The following is a 22,064-nucleotide window of genomic DNA, read 5'->3' on the forward strand; positions in this document are numbered from 1 at the left end:
ACATTTGTCCGGTAAATTATTTAATGTGCACGCACGATGCGAGCACGCGATTTCAAAACTCAAAGCATAGGATTAACAATGCTGGATTCTAAATTACTTCGTACAGAGCTGGATGAAACAGCTGCTAAATTAGCACGTCGAGGCTTTAAGCTAGACGTAGAGACAATCCGTACACTTGAAGAGCAACGTAAGTCCATTCAAGTCGAAGTTGAAAATTTACAATCCACGCGTAACTCCATCTCCAAGCAGATCGGTCAAAAAATGGCGGCTGGTGATAAAGAGGGTGCTGAAGAGATCAAGAAACAAATTGGTACACTTGGTGAAGATCTAGACGCGAAAAAAGTAGAACTAGATGCGGTGATGACAAAACTGGATGACATCACGCAACTACTACCGAACATCCCTGCTGATGACGTGCCAGATGGCAAAGATGAAGACGACAACGTTGAGATCTCTCGTTGGGGTGAGCCAAAAACTTACGATTTTGAATTAAAAGATCACGTTGATCTAGGTGAAATGGCTGACGGTCTAGATTTCGCGAGTGCTGTGAAAATCACGGGTGCACGCTTTATCGTAATGAAAGGTCAATTTGCTCGTCTTCATCGCGCAATTGCTCAGTTTATGCTCGATCTTCACACAGAAGAGCACGGCTACACAGAGATGTACGTACCTTACTTAGTTAACTCTGACAGCCTATTTGGTACTGGTCAGCTACCTAAGTTTGGTAAAGATCTTTTCCACACTGAACCATTAGTAGAAAAAGTGAATGATGAAGAGCCTCGTCGCTTATCACTTATTCCAACAGCTGAAGTGCCAGTAACGAACTTAGTGCGTGACACTATCTCTGATGAGGCAGATCTGCCACTGAAGATGACGGCTCACACACCATGCTTCCGTTCTGAAGCAGGTTCTTACGGTCGTGATACTCGTGGTCTAATCCGCATGCACCAATTCGACAAAGTTGAGTTAGTACAAATCACCAAACCTGAAGATTCAATGGCTGCTCTTGAAGAGCTGACTGGTCATGCAGAAAAAGTACTTGAACTACTAGAATTGCCTTACCGTAAAGTTGTACTTTGTACCGGTGATATGGGTTTCGGTTCGCGTAAGACTTACGATTTAGAAGTGTGGGTTCCAGCACAAGAAACTTACCGTGAGATCTCTTCATGTTCAAACATGTGGGATTTCCAGGCTCGTCGTATGCAGGCTCGTTTCCGTCGTAAAGGCGAGAAAAAACCTGAGCTTGTACATACACTAAACGGTTCTGGTCTTGCTGTAGGTCGTACTATGGTTGCTATTCTTGAAAACAATCAAGAAGCAGATGGTCGTATCCGCATCCCAACGGCACTGCAAAGATACATGGGTGGCGCCGAGTACATTGGCGGCTAACATCGCAGTGGACAATAAAAAAACCGGCTTTAAGCCGGTTTTTTTATAGCTTAAATAGATTATTGTTAATTATGTTAGTTGTCGTGTCGCGTTGGGGAGGGTGAATGACTGAATTTGAAAAAATGATTGCGGGGTTTGCATTTGACGGTGGTGACGAGTCGATTAATCGTGTTCGTGACCGCGCGGCGCTTTTACTCGCACAACTGAATAAAGCTGCCGAAGAATCACGTCGAGAAGTATTGTATCAAGAGCTTTTCACTCAGTATGGTCAAGGCAGTATTATTCGCTCACCATTCTCTTGTGAGTTTGGTCAGACGATTAAAATTGGCGCGAAAACCTTTATCAATATGAATGCTACTTTTTTGGATGGGGCGCCAATCACGATTGGTAACCACGTACTGATCGGACCGAATGCACAGTTTTACACTGCGGGTCACTCTTTGGACTATTTGAGCCGCCGAAAGTGGGAAACATTCTGTAAGCCAATAATTGTTGAAGATGATGTTTGGATCGGCGGAAACGTTGTGATTAACCAAGGTGTGACGATTGGCGCTCGTTCCGTTGTTGCTGCTAATTCTGTGGTAACCAAAGATCTTGCCGCAGATGGTTTGTACGGGGGTACTCCCGCGATCTTGATCCGGCGTTTAGATAATCAATCTACCACGAGTATTGAATGATTTTACTTGAGTCACACTTTATTAATATGCATTCTCACTGTGTGAGAAATAATTTGTAGCTTAGGTCGCTCTCTTTTAGTCAAACTGGCATCATTTTATTGATCGAGCCAAATTCTTGGTTCACTGGCGATCTCCAGCCATAAAAAACATCAAATGAAACAGAGAAATGATAGTGAAATCAGAACGAAAAGCCGCAACTATTTTAGTATTAGCGACGATCTTGTCGGCTTTTGGTTGGATCTTCTCTAAAGAGGCAATCCAAGGTTTACCGCCTTTTGGTTTTGTTGGCTTACGATTTCTACTGGCTTCTTTTTGTTTGTTACCATTTTGCTATGGTGCCCTGAGACGAGCTAGTTGGCATGATATACGTTCGGCTGCTTTAGTTGGCTGCTTATTGGCAACGGCGCTATTGAGTTGGATACATGCGATATCCATCAGTGATACACTCGGTGAAGGCGCATTCATTTTGAGTCTATCTATGCTGTTGGTCCCATTTGTCGCGTGGGTTTTGTTTGGACAGCGTCCAAAGCGTATATTTTGGGTATCTTTGCCAATTGCTATTAGTGGGCTGGCTTTTCTTTCGCTAAAAGATGGCTGGCAAAGCTCAATCAACCAATTGTGGTTTCTGTTCAATGCCGTTATTTTGGCACTTCACTTCAACGTGAATAGTAAGTATTCACAAACCCTGCCAATTCTATTACTTACCTGTATTCAGTTGTTCGTTACCGGTACGATTGCAATAACCGCCAGCGCTATTTTTGAATCGGTTCCCGCGCATATTGAGCCTTCTATTTGGGGCTGGTTTGCAGCAAGTACCATTTTGGCGACTGCGATGCGTTATGTCATGCAGACCACGGCTCAAAAACATATTATTCCAGGTAATGCCGCTCTAATTATGATTCTGGAGCCAATTTGGACGGTGTTTTTAAGTATTGCTTGGTACGGTGAGCAGTTATCTTTAAATAAACTAGTCGGTTGTGGCTTGATTTTTTTCTCACTGATCTTATATCGAACCGATGGCAAGTTTGACACTTTGTTTCGCCGCGGTTAAATCTTCTTCTTTTGCCGTCACCTACTGTTGAAATTAACAGTAGGTGACGACTTCGCTTCTTGTAGTTATTTATCTCTTTAAAATAAGTAATTGGCAATTTTTAAGCTAACCCTACCTTAATAATCAAGATTTATGTTTGATATTAGTGTGATACACATAAAGTTCGCATTACATGCTTGTTGCATTCCATACACTAAGTTGTGATCGGTTTATTGGAATTGCTGGTTAATTGTGAATGAAAAGTGTGCAATTGATTTCCATCAATTTTGTAAGGTTTTTGTGTGTTAATTTGCTCGCCATTATAAAAACTTTAGTCTTGTATGTGTGAGTTAAAGCAGTGGTGTCTCTTCCTCACATATATAGGAGAAGTTAAAAACAAAGCCCTACAAGGAAATAACAATGAAAAAAGTAATATGTGGTTTAGCGGTATTAGCAGCCCTTTCCTCAGCTCAAGCATTTGCTCATAAAGAAGGTGATTTTATCGTTCGTGCAGGTTTGGCATCAGTGGTGCCAAATGATGATAGTGATGAGACTCTTGGCGCCAAGTTAGAAGTTGATTCAAATACCCAACTAGGTTTGACTTTTGGTTACATGTTTACTGATAACATTAGCTTTGAAGTTTTAGCCGCAACGCCTTTCTCCCACGATATTTCTTTACAAGGTGTTGATATAGCGGAAACTAAGCATCTTCCACCTACCTTTATGGTTCAATACTACTTTGGTACGTCAGAGAGTGACTTCCGCCCATATGTCGGTGCTGGTATTAACTACACGATTTTCTTTGACGAGAAAATTGATGTGGCTGGCACCACCTTATCTTTAGACGATTCATTAGGGTTAGCTGCAAATATCGGCTTAGACTATATGATCAATGATGATTGGTTCGTGAATGGCTCAATTTGGTATGCCGATATTGGTACCACAGCAGAGATTAGGGGGGGTATAGATGCAGATGTTGATGTCGATATCGACCCGTGGGTATTTATGATCTCTGGTGGATATAAGTTCTAAGTATTCCCTACCAAATTCTAGATAAATTGAAGCCGACCCTAGTGTCGGCTTCAATTATTTAATCAATCAGCAAAACTAAATACTCATTTCACCGCGCAGTACTTGCTGCATTTTTACTTTGATTTGTTCGTAGCTCAAATCTTGGCTGAGTAAATAGTGCAACTTCGCCAATGCCGCTTCAGGAGTCATGTCATAACCACTGATCACGCCGGCTTCTGCTAATGCACAACCTGTCGCGTAGCCACCCATGTTGACCTTGCCCGATAGACATTGAGTTAAATTAACTACGATCACACCACGCTCTGAGGCATTCTTTAGGTGTGACAATAACTCAGGATTTTGTGGTGCATTACCCACGCCAAATGTTAGCAAAATCATTGCGTTGACGGGTTGTAGCAGTGTATTACGAATTACTTCGTGGGAGATCCCTGGATACATGGTAATCACGCCAATAGGTTGTGGCGTAATGTCGTGTACTTTGAAATCACCGCTAGGTATTTCACCCACTTTAATCTCATTGCTGATTTGGATATTGATACCCGCCTCGAGCAGAGGCGGTAAGTTTGGCGAGGTAAAAGCATTGAAGCCATCTGCATGAGATTTAGTGCTACGATTACCACGCATCAACTTGTTATTGAAGAATAGCGTGACTTCGTTTATTGGATAGTTAGCGGCAATGTGCAGCGCATTTAGCAAATTAGCTTGGCCATCGGATCGCAATTCTGCCAGTGGAATTTGCGAGCCGGTAATGATGACGGGCTTGCCTAAGTTTTCTAGCATAAAAGAGAGGGCAGATGCGGTGTATGCCATGGTATCGGTACCATGTAAGATGACGAAACCGTCGTATTTATCATAGTTATTACGGATATCATCAGCGATCTGTTGCCAATCTGCTGGAGTCATGTCTGATGAGTCAATCAGTGGCTCGTACTCATGGATGGTGAATTCAGGCATCTCAGGACGATGAAATTCAGGCATGCTCGCTAACTGTTTCTCCATGAAACCGGCAACGGGTACGTAACCATGGTCATGAGACTTCTGCATACCAATGGTACCGCCAGTGTACGAGATATAGATGTGTTTTCTTGCCATTGCGCGAAACCAGTTAAGTTGTAGGGGGAACAGAGCGGGGGATTATAACGAAATACTGACCAATAAAAAGGGGCATGTACCGCAGACATGCCCCCATTTGGAGTGCTAACTAACCCTACTGGTTAAGAGTTGAACGTTTCTGTTTATTGAATCTGACAATTTAAACAGAATACATATTGTCCTTTAGGGTCATTAAAGCTTTGCATTAAACTCATATCTTGTACCATCTGCTTCGCCGCCGGTTGTAATGCAGCAGGAACCAGAGTGCTGACATCAAGCCCAATTGAAACACGTACTTGATTCATTATGTCTTGAATAAATTGCTGTGCAGGTGATAACGGTTCTTCTACCCAGTAGATGTTGTAGCTCTCTAGTTTTGCCAGCTCTGCAGCTAGTGCTACAGCATCATCAAAATCACCCATCTTATCCACTAAGCCTAGGTTCATTGCGTCTTGACCTGTCCATACTCGACCTTCAGCAATGTTATCCATTTCGGATAGTGAAATGTCACGATTACTGCTGACTAAGTTGATAAAGCGGCTGTAACCGTGGTCTATACCCATTTGAATCGCATCCGCGGCTTGTTCTGGGATACCCGTAGTGATTCCAATACCTGATAGTGGCGAAGTTCCAATACCATCAGTGTAAACCCCAATGTTGTTGAGTCCTTTTTCGAATGTTGTAATTACGCTAAAAATACCGATTGAGCCAGTAATCGTTGTTGGTTGAGCAACAATCTTATCAGCGCTCATTGAAATCCAATAACCACCAGAAGCGGCAACGCTCGACATTGAGACCACAACAGGCTTGCCAGCTTGTTTCAGTGCTTCAATTTCATTGCGGATCACCTCTGAGGCAAAAGCACTGCCGCCTGGGCTGTCAACGCGCAGTACGACGGCTTTTACTTGGTTGTCGTTACGAGCTTCACGGAGTAGTGATGCTACGGTATCACCGCCACTCGCACCGCGGGGTTGGGAGCCATCCATAATAGCGCCGTTGACGACGACAACGGCAACATCGTTATCGTTGCTATTAAAGTTTGCAGCCACTGAAGATGCGTATTCGTAGTAACCGATATGTGGATAGCTGTCACTGCCATCACTACCAAAGACTTCGATTAAATCTTCACGAACTTGCTGACGTGTCGCGAGTTTATCCACTAGACCTAGTTTTAGAGAAAGAGCGGCTAAGTCACCATTGGTACTTTCGATCAATTTGATAAACTCATCCATGCTCGGATTTAGAGTTTGTGCGTCAATAGAGCGGTTGGTGGAGACGTCATCGACATAAGCCCCCCAAAGTTGGCTTAGCCAACGCGAGGCAGACTCTTTGGCTTCATCGGACATATCATTGCGAATAAACGGTTCAATAGCCGATTTGTAAGTACCTACTCTGAATACATGCGTATTGATGTCGAGCTTTTCCAATAGCGTTTTGTAATACATGGAATACGCGCTGTAGCCTTTGATCATTACTGCGCCATCAGGCGCTAGAGAAATATTATCGGCATAGCTTGCCAGATAGTATTGGCTTTGATTGTAAAAATCGCTTACCGCGTAGACTGGCTTACCAGATGCTTTGAATTCGTTCAAGGCTTTGGCGATGTAACGTAATTTGGTTAAGCTGGTTTCGGGCATATCGCGCAGTGCCAAAACAATACCAGTGACGTTTTTATCGTCTTTAGCATGACGAATAGTAGTGACGATATCGTAAAGCACATTTTCTCTAGGGAGATCTTGCCCAAATAGGCTTCCCGTTAATGAGTCCATCGGGTTTTGATAGGTGGTTTGCTCAACAATAGGACCTGAGATATTTACAATCAACGCTGAAGGCGTTGGATCCGGTGGGGTTACACGTGTCTCTACGTTAGTGTAAGTAAAATACATCAATGCAATGACAGCAAGAAAAATGAGGTTGGTTAGCGCTATGCGTGTAAAGGTGATTAGTTTCCAAATACCTTTAAAAAATAACCCTATGTATTTAAATATCGTTTTCATCGTCTCTCCGCTGTGCTCCCGCCAGTGCTAATGATAATCCTTACATCCTACTGAATGTTAAGGGGTATCACCAAGCCTTTAATTCTCTACACTATTAAATTTAGTCAATTAGCTGCGCTACGCGCGTTAAATATCCGATATTATCTGTTAAAGTGAGTAATGTTTCAAAAATGTAAACACATGTTTGATTTTTGTTTTAAATGCGCATAATCTGGTCTGACCATAACGATAATAGTGAAAGTGATGTCTGCCATGTACCCAAACTTACTTAAACCACTAGATTTAGGTTTCACCCAGTTAAAAAATCGCGTGTTAATGGGCTCGATGCATACGGGTCTGGAAGAAGACAAACAAGGTTTAGATAAACTCGCTGCATTCTATGCTGAACGAGCTAAAGGCGGTGTTGGTCTGATTGTTACTGGCGGATTTTCGCCTAACTTGCGTGGGCGCTTACACCCGTTTGCTGCTGAGTTTAGTAAGCCTAAACATGCTCAGGCGCATAAAGTCGTCACTCAGGCGGTCCATCAACATGGCAGTAAAATTGCGTTGCAGTTGCTGCACGCTGGTCGTTATGCAATGCATCCGTTTTCGCAAAGTGCATCATCGGTCAAAGCACCTATCGCTAAATTCTCTCCTAGTGAAATGAGTACCCGACAAATCAATAAGACCATTGACGCATTTGCCAATAGCGCGGCATTAGCCCAAGAAGCTGGCTATGATGGTGTTGAAATTATGGGCTCTGAAGGATACTTGCTCAACCAATTTATTTGTCAGCGCACTAATACTCGTTACGACGAATGGGGTGGCAGCTATCAAAACCGGATTCGATTCCCATTAGAAGTTGTCAAAGCGATTCGCAAACAAGTGGGTGAGCGGTTCATTATTATTTTCCGTCTTTCTATGCTGGATTTAGTTGAGCAGGGCAGTACTTTTGATGAAGTTATCGAGTTAGCACAAGCATTAGAAAAAGCAGGCGTTACACTCATTAATACTGGGATAGGTTGGCATGAAGCACGTATTCCGACTATTGCTACTCAAGTGCCTCGAGGTGCATTCACATGGGTCACGGAAAAAGTTCGCCCACATGTATCCGTGCCTATTATCACCTGTAATCGAATTAACATGCCTGAAGAGGCTGAACGCATTTTAGCTTCCGGTCAGGCTGATATGGTTTCGATGGCGCGTCCTTTCCTTGCCGACCCATATTTTGTGATTAAAGCTGAGAAGCAGCAATCTCGTCTTATCAATACCTGTATCGGGTGTAATCAAGCTTGTTTAGACAACGTATTTAAAGGCAAAGCGGCGAGTTGTTTAGTCAACCCGTATGCGTGCCGAGAAACCGAGCTGGTCGATACACCAGCAATGACGGTAAAAAACGTTGCGGTTGTCGGCGCAGGACCTGCTGGTCTTGCTTGTGCGACAACACTTGCTGGACGAGGACATCAAGTGGATCTGTTTGAACGTAATGACCGTATTGGTGGGCAATTCCGCTTGGCAATGCAGATCCCGGGTAAAGAAGAGTTCCGCGAAACCATTCGCTACTTTGCTAATCAGTTGGATGAAACTGGCGTTAAGCTCCATTTGGAAACCGACGCCAATTTCGACTTACTTAAAGAATATGATGAAGTGATCATTGCTTCGGGTGTTGAGCCTCGTAAGGTTGAACTTAAAGGTAGTAACAAGTCAGGTAAAGTGATTGATTATCAGACGTTAATTAAAGAGAAAACCTATTTGGGCGATAAGATTGCTATCGTGGGGGCTGGTGGTATTGGCATTGATGTAGCAACAATGATTACCGAACCTGAAAATTATCAATTGGATGATTGGCTACACGATTGGGGCATTGACAAAGAGATGGCTCACCCAGGCGGTTTATACCCGTATCCAGATTCCTTTAGTGATAAAGAAGTGTGGGTCTTGCAACGCCGTAAAGGCAGAGTGGGCAAAGGTCCGGGTAAAACCACCGGCTGGATCCATAAGCGTACATTGGAAAAACGCGGTGTGAATCTAATGGGGGGGGTGGAGTATCAAGCTATCACCGATGAAGGATTACAAATCAAATATGAAGGCGAACAAATGATGATTCCAGCTGACAGTGTAGTGATTTGTGCTGGGCAGGTTTCAGTGCGTCCTTTTGAAGATAAATGGACACAATTAGGCGAGAAACTGCATGTGATTGGCGGTGCTGACCACGCAGGTGAGCTTGATGCTGTAAGAGCGATCAGGCAAGGTGTTGAATTGGGACTGCGTTTATAGCACTGTATTACGAGCGGTGTGCGCATTTTTTCTTGAAGTAAAAGCTGGTTACCTGATGGAACCAGCTTTTTAATGAGACTCTGTTCTTACAAGATTACGGTTTTGTTGCCGTAAACAAACACATGGTCATTGACTGCTTTGTTGAGGGCTTTGCTAAGAACATTTTTCTCAACATCACGCCCTGCTTGTGCCATGTCTCGTGCGGTAAAGGTATGATCGACGGGGATAACATCTTGTTTGATGATTGGGCCTTCATCTAAATCGTTAGTCACAAAGTGAGCGGTCGCACCAATGATTTTCACACCACGATCAAACGCTTGCTGATATGGTTTTGCGCCAATAAAGGCGGGTAAGAAGCTATGGTGAATATTGATTATTTTATGGTGGTACTGCTCAACAAAGCCGGGAGTCAATACACGCATATATTTTGCTAGCACGAGGAAATCCGCTTGGTATTGACCAATAACTTGTAGGATCGCTTGCTCGTGCTCTTCGCGTGACAACCCTTCGTGGCTGACGTGGTGATAAGGAATATCAAATTTCTCCGTCAACCCTTGCAACGTATCATAGTTGCCCACAACTGCTGCGATATCGATATCTAAGCTGCCATCGAAATTCTTCATTAGAATATCGCCAAGGCAATGTGCTTCTTTAGTTACCAGTACCACAATACGTTTGCGGCTTGAATCAACCAGCTTACGTTTTGCACCACTTGGTAGAGCTTGATCTAAATCGGCGAGAAACGTTTGATCGTTGAAGTAGCCTTCTAGCTCGGTACGCATGAAGAAGTGACCGCTAGAATTATCAACATATTCATTGTTGTGAATGATGTTCAACTGGTGCTTATAACAAATATTGGTGATTTTTGAGATAAGTCCTGGTGCGTCACTACAGTGCGTAAGCAGTGTTTTCTTTTCCATTTCGTATGTACTTCCGTGATTTATTTTTTTCGTATTATGAAATTTTTCGAGGATTACGAAGGGTGAGGTAACCCGCAATAATAGGTTTACAATTAAACTAATATTGAATTGAATTCAACAAGTAATCTACTTAAAACTGAGTTAGTTAGCTAATGTTGAAGATTTCTTTCCTCATTGAGCGTCTTAAGGTGGTTGTTATGGATAAAGAGCTATTAGCCCGCAAATTATATTCTGAAAGAGTTAGTACCCTGTTAGGTGACTGCCAGCTAAACGAATCAATCCTGACCGAGATGTGGGAAACCAAAGCATCGCCTAGTGAAGCAGCCAGAGCTATCATCGATAGTCAAAATGAATTTGATGGACCAGCATGGTTATCTCGTTACTTACATAAACGATAGTATTCGCTGTAACACAAATTGTCACTGCGGCTCTTAGGAGTCGCTTTTTTTACCTTAAGGTTTGCTTGATTAGGGTATAATTAGCTTTTTCCAACATTCTTTCCATTCGCATGATCACAAAAACCTTTTCTAAAGATGGCGCACTAGGTAAAGCAATACCAGGTTTTCAACCTCGTCAGGCGCAACTCGATATGGCTGATGCAGTATACAAAGCAATTCGAGATCAAAACCAGTTGGTGATCGAAGCGGGTACGGGAACCGGCAAGACATTTGCTTACCTTGTTCCGGCTTTGCTTAGTGGAAAAAAGACTATCATCAGTACGGGTTCAAAGAACTTGCAAGAACAATTGTTCCATCGAGATCTCCCGTTGATGACATCAGCATTAGGCTTTTATGGTCAAGTGGCGCTATTGAAAGGGCGTTCGAACTATCTATGTACCGAGCGTTTAGGCCGACAGATGATAGAGAGCCACGGTACGCACACCGATCCCGCTTTACTAAGCCAGTTAGTCAAAGTTCGAGCTTGGGCTTCGACCAGTAAAAGTGGTGATTTGGGCGAGTGTGACGCGATTGCTGAAGATAGCCCTGTTATCCCAACCATTACTTCAACCAATGACAACTGCTTGGGTAAAGAATGCCCAAACTACACCGAATGTTTTGTGTTAAAAGCACGAAAAAGAGCATTAGATGCAGATGTTGTGGTAGTCAACCATCATCTATTTTTTGCGGATTTAGCAATTAAGGAAACGGGCTTTGGTGAGTTAATCCCCGAAGCGGATGTGTTTATCTTTGATGAGGCGCATCAATTACCGGATATCGCGAGCCAGTATTTCGGACAATCCGTGTCGAGTAGGCAAATTCAAGAGCTCGCTAAAGATATTGAAATTGGCTATCGCATCGAAGCGAAGGATATGCGTCAGTTGCAAAAAGTTGCTGACAAACTGGTTCAATCTTCGACGGATTTACGGATCTGTTTGGGCGATTCTGGATTTCGCGGTAATTGGCGGGAGGCGATTAATTCTCCTTCTATTTCTCGAGAAATCGAGAGAGTTCGAGAATCACTCGATTTTGCTATTGAAGTGCTCAAAATCGCTCTGGGTCGCAGCCAACTGTTGGATGTAGCGTTTGAGCGCGCTCATACCATAAAATCGCGTATCGACAGGGTGTGCGATGTGTCAATTACGGGTTATTCATATTGGTTTGACACCACACCAAGGCACTTTAGCTTGCACATCACGCCATTGAGCGTGGCGGATAAATTCCATGAACAAATTGAACAAAAGCAAGGTACTTGGATTTTTACGTCAGCGACTTTAGCGGTCAATGATGATTTCGGGCACTTTACCTCGAGGCTTGGAATTAAACCTTCCGCACAATTTTCTTTGCCAAGTCCATTTGATTACCAAACCCAAGCTCGGCTTTGTGTGCCACGGTATCTACCAGAGCCAAATAGCGCTGGATTAGCCGATAAACTCGTGCATATGCTAGCGCCGGTGATCGAGCAAAATCAGGGACGCTGTTTTTTCCTTTGTACCTCACATAGCATGATGCGAGAACTGGGTGAGAAGTTTCGAGAAATACTGAGCTTGCCTGTTCTAATGCAAGGTGAAACCAGTAAACAAAAGACGTTGGCAGAGTTTATGGAGCGAGGCAATGCATTATTGGTCGCGACAGGTGCATTCTGGGAAGGGATTGATGTTAGAGGTGACACGCTGAGCTGTGTTATTATCGATAAATTACCGTTTACCGCCCCGGATGACCCACTACTTAAAGCACGAATAGAAGATTGCCGAATGAAAGGGGGCGATCCATTTGCTCAGGTTCAATTGCCTGATGCTGTTATCACGCTTAAGCAAGGGGTAGGGCGGCTAATTCGAGACAAGAAAGATAAGGGAGCACTGATCATTTGTGACAACCGATTAGTGACGCGCGAATATGGCGGTGTATTTCTCGCCAGTTTGCCTTCCATTCCTCGCACCCGCGATTTAGGGGTAATCGAGGATTTCCTTCAACAAATTTCAGACACAAATAACCAAGATTAGAGAATTTAATGAGCGTAAAGATTCTTGCCCTAGACACGGCAACAGAAAATTGTTCAGTTGCACTGTTAGTTGACGATCAAGTGTATTGTCGTAGTGAAGTGGCACCTCGTGATCACACCAAAAAAATCCTGCCTATGGTTGATGAAGTGCTAAAAGAAGCCGGTGTTACGCTAGCTGAATTGGATGCCCTAGCGTTTGGTCGTGGTCCGGGTAGCTTTACTGGTGTTCGCATCGGTATTGGTATCGCGCAAGGCTTGGCGTATGGCGCAGAGCTACCAATGATTGCTGTCTCAACCTTAGAAGCGATGGCGCAAGGTTCATTTCGTGCCAATGGCGCAACCCAAGTGGCGTGTGCCATTGATGCACGCATGAGTGAAGTGTATTGGGGGCGCTATAGCCGCGAAGAGAATGGCGAGTGGTTGGCTGTGGATGCTGAGTGTGTGATTCCGCCAACGAAACTGACAGAGCAAATTGTTGCTGATGGGTCACAATGGGTTATGGCAGGGACTGGTTGGGATGCTTATGCTGATCAACTGGAAACATTGGCACTTAATTGTGTGCAAGGTGATATTCTTTATCCTGATGCGCAGGACGTCGTGCAAGTCGCGAAATATATGTTGGAAAAAGGCCAAACCGTTGCGGTAGAAGAGTCTAGCCCTGTGTACCTGCGTGATAATGTGACGTGGAAAAAACTGCCAGGCAGAGAGTAACCCCCTACAGGTAGATAGCGAATAGTATGGTATCCATTAATGGTTTGCCTCCTTCGATACCTAGCTCGAATAAAACCAATCGAGTTAGCAAGAAGAATGAGGTAAGAAAATCACAGCAGAAGCAAGATGTTGGGCAGCCTTCCAAGGTGGCCAATGCGGTTGCTCATACTATTCGCCATGTCCAAGAATCTGATATTCATCAAGCTCAAATTCAATACGATTTACCCGAAGGGCGAAATCGCAAAGCGTTGGAAGAGTACATGAGGGTGATGAATCAAGCTAAGCGAGATGAACTGATTCAAATGCTTGGTGTCGATATCTATATATGATGTAGTTGGCTGGCAGCTTGACTATAGTTAGATAAACATCTTAAAGAGTCTAAATCCCTATGATATCTCTGCGATTTATAAAAAGAGCCATTTGTGTTCTCGCTTTGTTCGCTCTTACTGCCTGTACTTCAATACCGGAGCAGTTAGCCTCGGATAACCCCAATATAGTGACTGATTATCTGGTGTGGCAGCAACAGTTAGATAACCCTGTTGATGTTCGCATGGGAGGGGTTATTGCAAATGTTAAGAACCTAGAAGATCGCACTCGTATAGAAGTGGTCAACTTGCCAATTAATTCAGTGGGAAAACCTGACATTAATCAAGAACCGAATGGTCGATTTGTTGCGTATATCAACGGGTTTCAAGATCCGGTTGCTTTCTCTGAAGGGCGATTGATTACTCTGCTAGGTCAATCGACGGGCAGTGAAGTCTCTCCTGTTGGAGAATACGAGTATGACTTTCCAGTTATGGCAGTTAAAGGTTTCCGTTTGTGGCGCATCGAAGAGCGGGTAATTATTAATGAAACTGGCAGTTATCTCTATCCATGTCGAGGCATCTACTGCCGTGATATTCATTACAGCACTCGTCAAGGCAGAGTTATTCAAGATGTTAAGTAACATTAAGAAATGTTAAGAGATACTCGATATAAACTCTTAGACGGGGATGTTGCCGCGAGAGAAGTTGGTGATGCTGCTACCGCTCATTGTAGTGTGGTTTTCTTGCATGGTTGGCTAGATAACGCTGCGAGTTTCGAATCTGTCATGGTGGAGTTACATCAACTCGCCCCACAACTGCACTTGTGTGCCATCGATCTCCCTGGACATGGCTTGTCAAGCCATAAACCTGCTAGTAACTATTATCCATTTCATGACTATATTGATGATGTTCACCAGCTTTTGCTTAATCTTTCACCAAACAAGTTGCTATTAGTAGGACATTCGCTTGGTGCTTTGATTGCAAGTTGTTATAGTGCCGCCTTTCCTGAGCATGTGGCAGGTTTGATTCAAATCGAAGCAAACGGTCCACTGGCAGAATCGAGTGAAAATAGCGTAAAAAGACTGCGTGAAGGAATAATAAGCCGTCGTCGTATTCGCACTAAACCAGCCCGTGAATTTACCTCGTTAGATGACATGATCGCTCGCAGAGCATCGCTCAATGGATTGGCCGCAGATCAAATCGCTCCTGTGGTTTTTAGAGGCAGTGAAGCATCACAACGAGGTTGGCATTTAAGGCATGACTCTAAATTAAAGAGTGATTCTTTATATCGGATGTCTTTCGCTCATGCGGCTCAAATTCGACAGCATATCCGTTGCCCTCAAGTCATTATTATGGGTGATCAGGGGTATCCAGGCTTGCAGCAAGATAGCCACATTTCAGCGGACTTTGTCTGCATTGAAGGTGGGCATCATTGCCATTTACAGCAGCCAATGCTTACCGCGCAACAGATTTTTGCTTTAGTTAACAAAATTTAAACAAGTGTTTGAGCATTTGGTGCTCGAACACTTAGCCTGTGTTGTAATACAGTATGAATGACGTGCTATATAGCACGTTGAGACGCTAAGTTGCGGATTACAATACCTGCCTAATTCGAGGAGTAGTATCGTGGATAAACCTTGGTTATCTCGTTATCCAAGCGAAGTGCCTGAGCACATCAACCCAGACCTATATCCATCATTGGTGGAAATGTTTGAGCAATCAGTACAAAAATACGCTGATCAGCCTGCTTTCATGAATATGGGTTCGGTAATGACCTTCCGTAAATTGGAAGAGCGTAGCCGTGCTTTTGCCGCGTATCTACAAAACGATTTAAAACTGCAAAAAGGCGATCGTGTCGCGCTTATGATGCCAAACCTGCTGCAATACCCAGTAGCGTTGTTTGGTGTGTTGCGTGCAGGTCTTATCGCTGTAAACGTAAACCCGCTTTATACGCCTCGTGAACTTGAGCATCAATTAAACGATTCAGGCGCAAAAGCGATCGTAATTGTATCTAATTTTGCCAATACTCTTGAGCAAGTTGTTGAGAATACGCCGGTTAAGCATGTCGTTCTTACTAGCCTTGGTCAAATGTTGCCGAGGGCGAAAGGTACGATTGTTGACTTCGTGGTCAAATATGTAAAAGGCATGGTACCGAAGTACGATCTCCCTGGCGCAATATCAATGCGTAAAGCATTGCACAAAGGTCGACGCTTGCAATACGTTAAGCCGTTTATGACGGGCGATGATATTGCTTTCCTACAGTACACTGGTGGTACTACGGGTGTAGCAAAAGGCGCAATTCTGACTCACCGCAATATGGTCGCGAACGTACTTCAAGCCAAGGGTGCATACGGCCCTGTATTATCCGAAGGGCGTGAGTTAGTGGTTACGGCTTTGCCGCTCTACCATGTATTTGCTTTGACAGTGAACTGTTTACTGTTTATTGAAATCGGTGGTGCCAACTTACTTATTACTAACCCTCGTGATATTCCGGGTTTTATCAAAGAGCTGCAAAAGTACCCATTTACCGCCGTTACCGGTGTAAATACTCTGTTCAATGCATTGGTTAACAATGAAGATTTCCACGAACTGGATTTCAGCCGAATGAAGCTTTCAGTAGGCGGCGGTATGGCAGTGCAGCGTGGCGTGGCGGAGAAGTGGAAAAAAATCACGGGCATCCATTTGTTGGAAGGTTATGGGTTAACTGAGTGTGCACCTCTTGTTACTGGTAACCCGTATGATCTAACCGACTACACTGGCGCAATTGGTCTACCTGTCCCATCTACAGATGTTCGTATCGTTGATGAAGAGGGTAATCCACTACCAAATACTGAAGTTGGTGAGCTACAAGTTCGCGGTCCGCAGGTAATGCAAGGTTATTGGCAACGCACTGAAGCGACCAAAGAAGTGTTAACGGAAGATGGTTGGCTATCTACTGGTGATATCGTTAAGTTTGACGATGAAGGCTTGCTTTATATCGTTGACCGCAAGAAAGATATGATTTTGGTATCTGGCTTCAACGTCTATCCAAATGAAATTGAAGATGTGGTTTCTCTACACGGCAAAGTATTAGAAGTCGCTGCGATAGGTCAAAATCACGAAGTTTCAGGTGAAATCGTTAAACTTTATGTGGTTAAACGTGATCCAAGCTTAACCAAAGAAGAAGTGATCGCTCATTGCCGTCAACATCTAACGGGTTACAAAATCCCTAAATTGGTTGAGTTTAAAGAGGATTTACCAAAAACGAACGTAGGTAAAATTCTACGTCGAGTACTTCGTGAAGAGAACGAGGCGATCTTAGCAGAGAAGGCTGAAGCGAAAGCTGAGTAAGCCAAGCAGTGTAAGATGATTAATGATAGAATGCCGGCTCGCCATGCCGGCATTTTTAATGCGAGATATAAGTGAACTATCAAATTATTACCCAAAGCGCTGAGCTAGCCACTATTTGTCACAAAGCTCGAAACGTCGGTGCAGTGATGCTCGATACTGAGTTTGTTCGCACGCGCACTTATTACCCACAACTGGGTCTAATTCAGTTGTATGACGGTGAAACTTTGTCTTTGATTGATCCCCTTGAGATCGATGATATGACGGCATTTGTCGAATTGCTAAAAGATACTTCAGTGATGAAAGTACTGCATGCTTGCGGTGAAGATTTAGAAGTGTTCTTTAATAGCTTTGGCTGCTTACCAACACCGATGGTAGATACGCAAATCATGGCGGCATTCTTAGGCAATGGTTTATCGACAGGCTTTGCTGCTTTAGTTGAAGCAAACTTAGGTGTTGCGCTGGATAAGAGCGAATCACGAACCGATTGGATGGCGCGTCCGCTAACACAGAAACAGCTTGATTATGCTGCAGCGGATGTTTACTACCTAAAACCTTTGTATGAGAAGCTGCTTGATCAAGTAGAGCAAGCGGGTTGGTGGCAAGCGGCTCAACAAGAGTGCACTTTGATTGCCTCAAAACGTATTAAAACGGTCGATGCTGACAACGCCTATCTTGATATTAAAGGCGCTTGGCAATTAAGACCGAAAGAGCTCGCAATATTGAAGCCGTTAGCAACTTGGCGTTATAAAGAAGCGATGCGTCGTGACTTAGCGTTAAATTTCGTTTTCAAAGAAAATGATTTGTTGACGGTTGCTCGCTTAGGCATTCAGAACCGCCATCAAATGGAACAAGAGGGAGTCGACCCTCGTTCTGCTCAGCGTCATAGTACTCGTATTATTTCGCTGGTGAAGGCGGCTAAAGCAACACCTGCTGACCAGTACCCTGAAACTATTGAACGTTTGATGGATAAACCAGGCTACAAGCAACTGTTTAAAGTGCTTAAAGATGAAGTCAAGAAAGCATCAGAGAGCAGTGGTTTAGCCAGCGAGTTTTTGGCTTCTAAGAAACAACTAAATAGCATTATTAGTTGGGTATGGAAGCGTCAGCGTGACCAAGAAAAACGACCAGATGTAATGCAAGGTTGGCGCCTTGAGTTACTTGGTGAAAAGCTTGATAAGCTAATTAAATAAACAATAAAGGCTGGGAAAATGACCCAGCCTTTATTTTTCGCCTCAAATGACTTAACGATACTTGCACCCAATGATTGAGTTCGAATAGCCAAAATTCGAAAAAAGGGTGATGAAATAGTGAGTTAGCTGTTTTGTTGTTTGAACAAACTTTGGTAGCGAAAACTTTTCGCACCTTACTGTCATTGATTTGTTGCTACAGATAGGCAAAAGCCTCAGAATGTCGCACTTTTCTACCCGAGCGAAACTTGCGTGAATTGCTCGGCATGAACCACTACTTATTGAGAATCAAATATATGGGTTTTACCTCGCTCGCTCTTTCTGCTCCTATCCTCAAGGCTGTTCAAGAACAAGGGTATGATACACCTTCGCCAATCCAAGCAAAGGCTATCCCTGCGATACTTGAAGGGAAGGACGTCATGGCAGCAGCCCAGACAGGCACAGGTAAAACAGCAGGCTTTACTTTACCTATCCTAGAACGTTTAAGTAAAGGCTCTCCAGTCAAGAACAACCATGTTCGTGCTTTGATTCTAACGCCAACTCGTGAATTAGCTGCTCAGGTACATGAAAACGTACACAACTACAGTCGTTACTTGAATCTAAGTTCCGCTGTGGTATTTGGTGGTGTGAAAATCAACCCTCAAATGGTCAAGTTGAGTAGAGGCGTTGACGTACTGGTAGCGACACCAGGGCGTTTAATGGATCTTTACAACCAAAATGCAGTCAAGTTTTCGCAACTTGAAGTATTGGTGTTGGATGAAGCAGATCGCATGCTAGATATGGGCTTCATTCGTGACATTCGTAAGATTTTGGACTTGTTGCCGAAAAATCGTCAGAATTTGCTCTTTTCAGCGACGTTCTCTCACGAGATTCGCGATTTAGCGAAAGGATTGGTTAATAACCCAGTTGAGATTTCAGTTAGCACTGCGAACTCGACCGCTCCAACTATCGAGCAGTTTATCTATCCAGCAGATCAGAAGAAAAAAGCTCCGATGTTGGTCAAACTGATCAAAGACGGTGATTGGCGACAAGTGTTGATATTTTGTCGGACCAAACACGGTGCAAACCGCTTATCTTTGCATCTTAATAATGAAGGCATCACTGCAGCGCCAATTCATGGTAATAAGAGTCAAGGCGCACGTACCAGAGCGCTTGCTGATTTTAAATCCGGTGAGGTTCGAGTTCTAGTTGCTACGGATATTGCCGCACGTGGTATTGATATACCTCAATTACCACAAGTAGTGAACTTTGAATTGCCAAATGTATCAGAAGATTATGTTCACCGTATTGGCCGTACAGGTCGTGCTGGTGAGGTCGGTAAGGCCATTTCTCTTGTGTGTGCAGATGAAGCAATCGATCTGTTCGGTATTGAACGCCTAATCAAAAGTGTGTTACCGCGTTTGGAGCTAGAAGGGTTCAAACCAGTCAATCAACTGGCTGAATCGTCGTTAGATATGCGCCCGATCAAAGCTAAAAAGCCGAAGAAACCGAGAACTAACCATGCTGATGGTCAACGTTCTGGTGATAATGCACGCGGTCATAAGCCAGCAGGAAAGAACAAGCGTCACTTTGGTCCGAAGAGTGATGATAATAAAAAGAACCAAGGCGAGAAGCCAAAGGGTAATGCGCAGAGTAAGCCAAATGCTAATCGTGACCGCACAAATAACAAATCCAATGCGACGGGTAAGCCACAACAAAGCCGCAAACCTCGCCCAGTGAGCGCAAACCGAGGTTAATTAGCCTTGTATTGATGATAAAAAAACCAGTGAACATTCAGTGGTTTTTTTGTTTGGAATCGGTGTATCACTAAGCATAACCACAAAGCTCATACTTGAGTGAATTCCCAAGTAACCTCAAGAAGCTTAGTTCCTGCATCTTGAAGTCACTCGGGGATCGACATTAAAAAAGGCTTCCATTTGGAAGCCTTTTTAGTAGCAGTATGCTAGCGGTTAGCCAGCTAACACATCGGTTGCCACTTTGTAGCTAGGATCTTCTTTTACGTTGATCTCAACTAAGCTGCCAGCTTTATGAAGCAGTGCTCGGCAATCTTGGCTTAAGTGACGTAGGTGCAGAGTTTTGCCTACAGCAGTGTAGCGCTCTGCTAAAGTCTCTATGGCTTCAATTGCAGAGTGGTCAGTCACTCGTGAATTAGCAAAATCGACGATAACATCATTTGGGTCATTTTTCGGGTTGAATAACTCTAGGAAGTTAGCTGCGCTACCGAAGAAAATAGGACCGTGAATGTGGTATACCTTCGAACCTTCATCATTGGTTTTGCTTGATGCATAAATGTGTTTAGCGTGCTCCCAAGCGAACATAAGCGCCGAGGTAATCACACCCACCGCAACCGCAACCGCAAGATCAGTTAGCACTGTTACGACAGTTACTAGTACGATAACAAAGAAATCTTGTTTTGGTACACGACGAGCGAGTTTAAAGGTTGCCCATTCAAACGTACCAATTACAACCATAAACATAACGCCGACTAATGCCGCAAGCGGGATCATCTCTATCAGTGAAGAAGCGAATAGAATAAAGACCAATAGCATGACAGCAGCAGCTATGCCTGAAAGTCGACCGCGACCACCAGAGTTGATGTTGATCATCGATTGTCCAATCATCGCACAACCACCCATCGCACCAAATACTGAGCACGTTACGTTAGCGATACCTTGACCGACACACTCACGGTTAGATTGACCGCGGGTGTTGGTCATTTCGTCCAATACAGTCAGTGTTAGCAATGATTCAATTAGACCAATTGCCGCAAGAATAATGGCGTAAGGCAAAATGATTTGCAGTGTTTCAAGTGTAAATGGAACGGCTGGAATAGAAAACGTAGGTAATGTGCCAGCTAGTGTTGCGCCTTCGTCACCCGACATTGTACGCAGGAAGTCCACAACAGTGCGTGTTTCTAAATCCAAACCAACCACAAGAGCGGTGACTGTCACGATAGCAACTAGAGACGATGGTACCGCAGTGGTAAATTTAGGTAAGAAGTGAATGATTGCCATCGTTAGTGCAACCAAACCAAGCATTAGGAACAGCTGCCCACTCGGCAACCAAGTTAGACCGCCACTAAGATCGGGTCCTTTAAACTGACCAAGCTGAGCTAGGAAGATGACAATGGCTAAGCCATTTACAAAACCAATCATTACTGGGTGCGGCACCATACGAATGAATTTGCCCAACTTAAATAGACCTGCTGTGATTTGTAGAATACCGGCAAGTAGGATAGCAGCAAATAAGTATTGTACGCCGTGTGTTGCAACAAGGCTCACCATGACAACCGCCATAGCGCCTGTTGCGCCAGAGATCATTCCAGGACGCCCACCAAAGATAGAAGTGATCAGACCCACGATGAATGCGGCATAAAGACCGACCATTGGGTCAACGCCCGCAACGAATGCAAAGGCAACGGCTTCAGGAACCAACGCGAGAGCGACGGTTAATCCTGATAACACATCGTTTTTTACGGAGTGTTTCGAAAATTGTGGGAATTCAAACATAATTGCTCAGTTAGTCTAAGTGTTTAAAACTACTCTGAATTTAATTTTGAATGGTCACTGGAGCAAAATGAAATATAAAAGAGCAAAGTGACAAAATCAATAATTCAGCTCGGGTCGGCGCATGCTACCGAAAACTGTGATTAAGTTCAAGAATGAAGCAGATGTTAACCGATATAAATAGGAAATACAT

General features: G+C 43.9%; 18 protein-coding genes. 14 read left to right on the plus strand and 4 right to left on the minus strand.

The annotated features are described in order from the left end of the window. The first annotated feature begins 78 nt into the window (after positions 1–78). The 4 genes from serS (at position 79) to ompW (ending at position 4,128) form a co-directional block, all read left to right on the plus strand. Positions 79–1,389 carry a serine--tRNA ligase gene (gene serS / locus L4C38_RS02095; RefSeq protein WP_428795861.1) on the plus strand — a complete coding sequence of 437 codons (1,311 nt, stop codon included), beginning with the start codon at positions 79–81 and terminating at the stop codon, positions 1,387–1,389. A gap of 104 nt (positions 1,390–1,493) precedes the next feature. Beyond that, entirely contained in the window at positions 1,494–2,066 is a 573-nt protein-coding gene (locus L4C38_RS02100; protein ID WP_428795862.1) for a sugar O-acetyltransferase, read from the plus strand. Between the two features lie 172 nt (positions 2,067–2,238). After that, positions 2,239–3,117, plus strand: a complete 879-nt coding sequence (locus L4C38_RS02105) for a DMT family transporter (RefSeq protein ID WP_428795863.1) — start codon at positions 2,239–2,241, stop codon at positions 3,115–3,117. Positions 3,118–3,516: 399 nt separating this feature from the next. Continuing rightward, the gene (gene ompW, locus L4C38_RS02110; protein WP_428795864.1) at positions 3,517–4,128 is read left to right on the plus strand and encodes an outer membrane protein OmpW; all 612 of its coding nucleotides are present in this window, start codon (positions 3,517–3,519) and stop codon (positions 4,126–4,128) included. Between the two features lie 75 nt (positions 4,129–4,203). Here ompW and ansA read toward each other — a convergent pair whose 3' ends face one another. Together ansA and sppA are read right to left on the minus strand one after the other, a co-directional pair. Beyond that, the gene (gene ansA, locus L4C38_RS02115) at positions 4,204–5,220 is read right to left on the minus strand and encodes an asparaginase (protein ID WP_428795865.1); all 1,017 of its coding nucleotides are present in this window, start codon (positions 5,218–5,220) and stop codon (positions 4,204–4,206) included. 143 nt (positions 5,221–5,363) lie between these two features. After that, entirely contained in the window at positions 5,364–7,217 is a 1,854-nt protein-coding gene (gene sppA, locus L4C38_RS02120) for a signal peptide peptidase SppA (RefSeq protein WP_428795866.1), read from the minus strand. Between the two features lie 243 nt (positions 7,218–7,460). Here sppA and L4C38_RS02125 point away from each other — a divergent pair, with 243 nt between their 5' ends. Continuing rightward, positions 7,461–9,473 (plus strand): FAD-dependent oxidoreductase, encoded by a 2,013-nt coding sequence (locus L4C38_RS02125; protein ID WP_428795867.1) that lies wholly within the window; start codon positions 7,461–7,463, stop codon positions 9,471–9,473. Positions 9,474–9,559: 86 nt separating this feature from the next. Here the strand turns inward: L4C38_RS02125 and purU are convergent, their stop codons facing one another. Continuing rightward, entirely contained in the window at positions 9,560–10,393 is an 834-nt protein-coding gene (gene purU / locus L4C38_RS02130; RefSeq protein WP_428795868.1) for a formyltetrahydrofolate deformylase, read from the minus strand. A gap of 197 nt (positions 10,394–10,590) precedes the next feature. Between purU and L4C38_RS02135 the strand changes: the two genes are divergently transcribed. The 9 genes from L4C38_RS02135 to L4C38_RS02175 all read left to right on the plus strand — a co-directional run bounded on the left by L4C38_RS02135 (position 10,591) and on the right by L4C38_RS02175 (position 20,101). Further along, positions 10,591–10,791 (plus strand): hypothetical protein, encoded by a 201-nt coding sequence (locus tag L4C38_RS02135; RefSeq protein ID WP_428795869.1) that lies wholly within the window; start codon positions 10,591–10,593, stop codon positions 10,789–10,791. Between the two features lie 110 nt (positions 10,792–10,901). Then, positions 10,902–12,833, plus strand: coding sequence for a DNA repair helicase YoaA (gene yoaA, locus L4C38_RS02140; RefSeq protein WP_428795870.1), 1,932 nt, complete (start codon positions 10,902–10,904; stop codon positions 12,831–12,833). A gap of 8 nt (positions 12,834–12,841) precedes the next feature. Next, on the plus strand, positions 12,842–13,543 hold the full coding sequence (gene tsaB, locus L4C38_RS02145; RefSeq protein WP_428795871.1) for a tRNA (adenosine(37)-N6)-threonylcarbamoyltransferase complex dimerization subunit type 1 TsaB: 702 nt from the start codon (positions 12,842–12,844) through the stop codon (positions 13,541–13,543). 26 nt (positions 13,544–13,569) lie between these two features. Beyond that, positions 13,570–13,872, plus strand: a complete 303-nt coding sequence (locus L4C38_RS02150) for a chromosome partitioning protein ParA (protein ID WP_428795872.1) — start codon at positions 13,570–13,572, stop codon at positions 13,870–13,872. A gap of 59 nt (positions 13,873–13,931) precedes the next feature. Beyond that, positions 13,932–14,489: a Slp family lipoprotein gene (locus L4C38_RS02155; protein WP_428795873.1), complete on the plus strand. Its 558-nt coding sequence runs from the start codon at positions 13,932–13,934 to the stop codon at positions 14,487–14,489. 9 nt (positions 14,490–14,498) lie between these two features. After that, positions 14,499–15,344 carry an alpha/beta hydrolase gene (locus tag L4C38_RS02160; RefSeq protein WP_428795874.1) on the plus strand — a complete coding sequence of 282 codons (846 nt, stop codon included), beginning with the start codon at positions 14,499–14,501 and terminating at the stop codon, positions 15,342–15,344. A gap of 130 nt (positions 15,345–15,474) precedes the next feature. Further along, the gene (fadD, locus tag L4C38_RS02165; protein WP_428795875.1) at positions 15,475–17,178 is read left to right on the plus strand and encodes a long-chain-fatty-acid--CoA ligase FadD; all 1,704 of its coding nucleotides are present in this window, start codon (positions 15,475–15,477) and stop codon (positions 17,176–17,178) included. 71 nt (positions 17,179–17,249) lie between these two features. Then, positions 17,250–18,368 (plus strand): ribonuclease D, encoded by a 1,119-nt coding sequence (gene rnd / locus L4C38_RS02170; protein ID WP_428795876.1) that lies wholly within the window; start codon positions 17,250–17,252, stop codon positions 18,366–18,368. Between the two features lie 293 nt (positions 18,369–18,661). Next, positions 18,662–20,101: a DEAD/DEAH box helicase gene (locus L4C38_RS02175; RefSeq protein ID WP_428795877.1), complete on the plus strand. Its 1,440-nt coding sequence runs from the start codon at positions 18,662–18,664 to the stop codon at positions 20,099–20,101. Positions 20,102–20,314: 213 nt separating this feature from the next. Here the strand turns inward: L4C38_RS02175 and L4C38_RS02180 are convergent, their stop codons facing one another. Further along, complete coding sequence (locus tag L4C38_RS02180) at positions 20,315–21,874, minus strand: SulP family inorganic anion transporter (protein ID WP_428795878.1); 1,560 nt, start codon at positions 21,872–21,874, stop codon at positions 20,315–20,317. Between the last annotated feature and the right edge of the window lie 190 nt (positions 21,875–22,064).

This window comes from Vibrio kasasachensis (assembly GCF_050337565.1).
Lineage (GTDB): Bacteria > Pseudomonadota > Gammaproteobacteria > Enterobacterales > Vibrionaceae > Vibrio > Vibrio kasasachensis.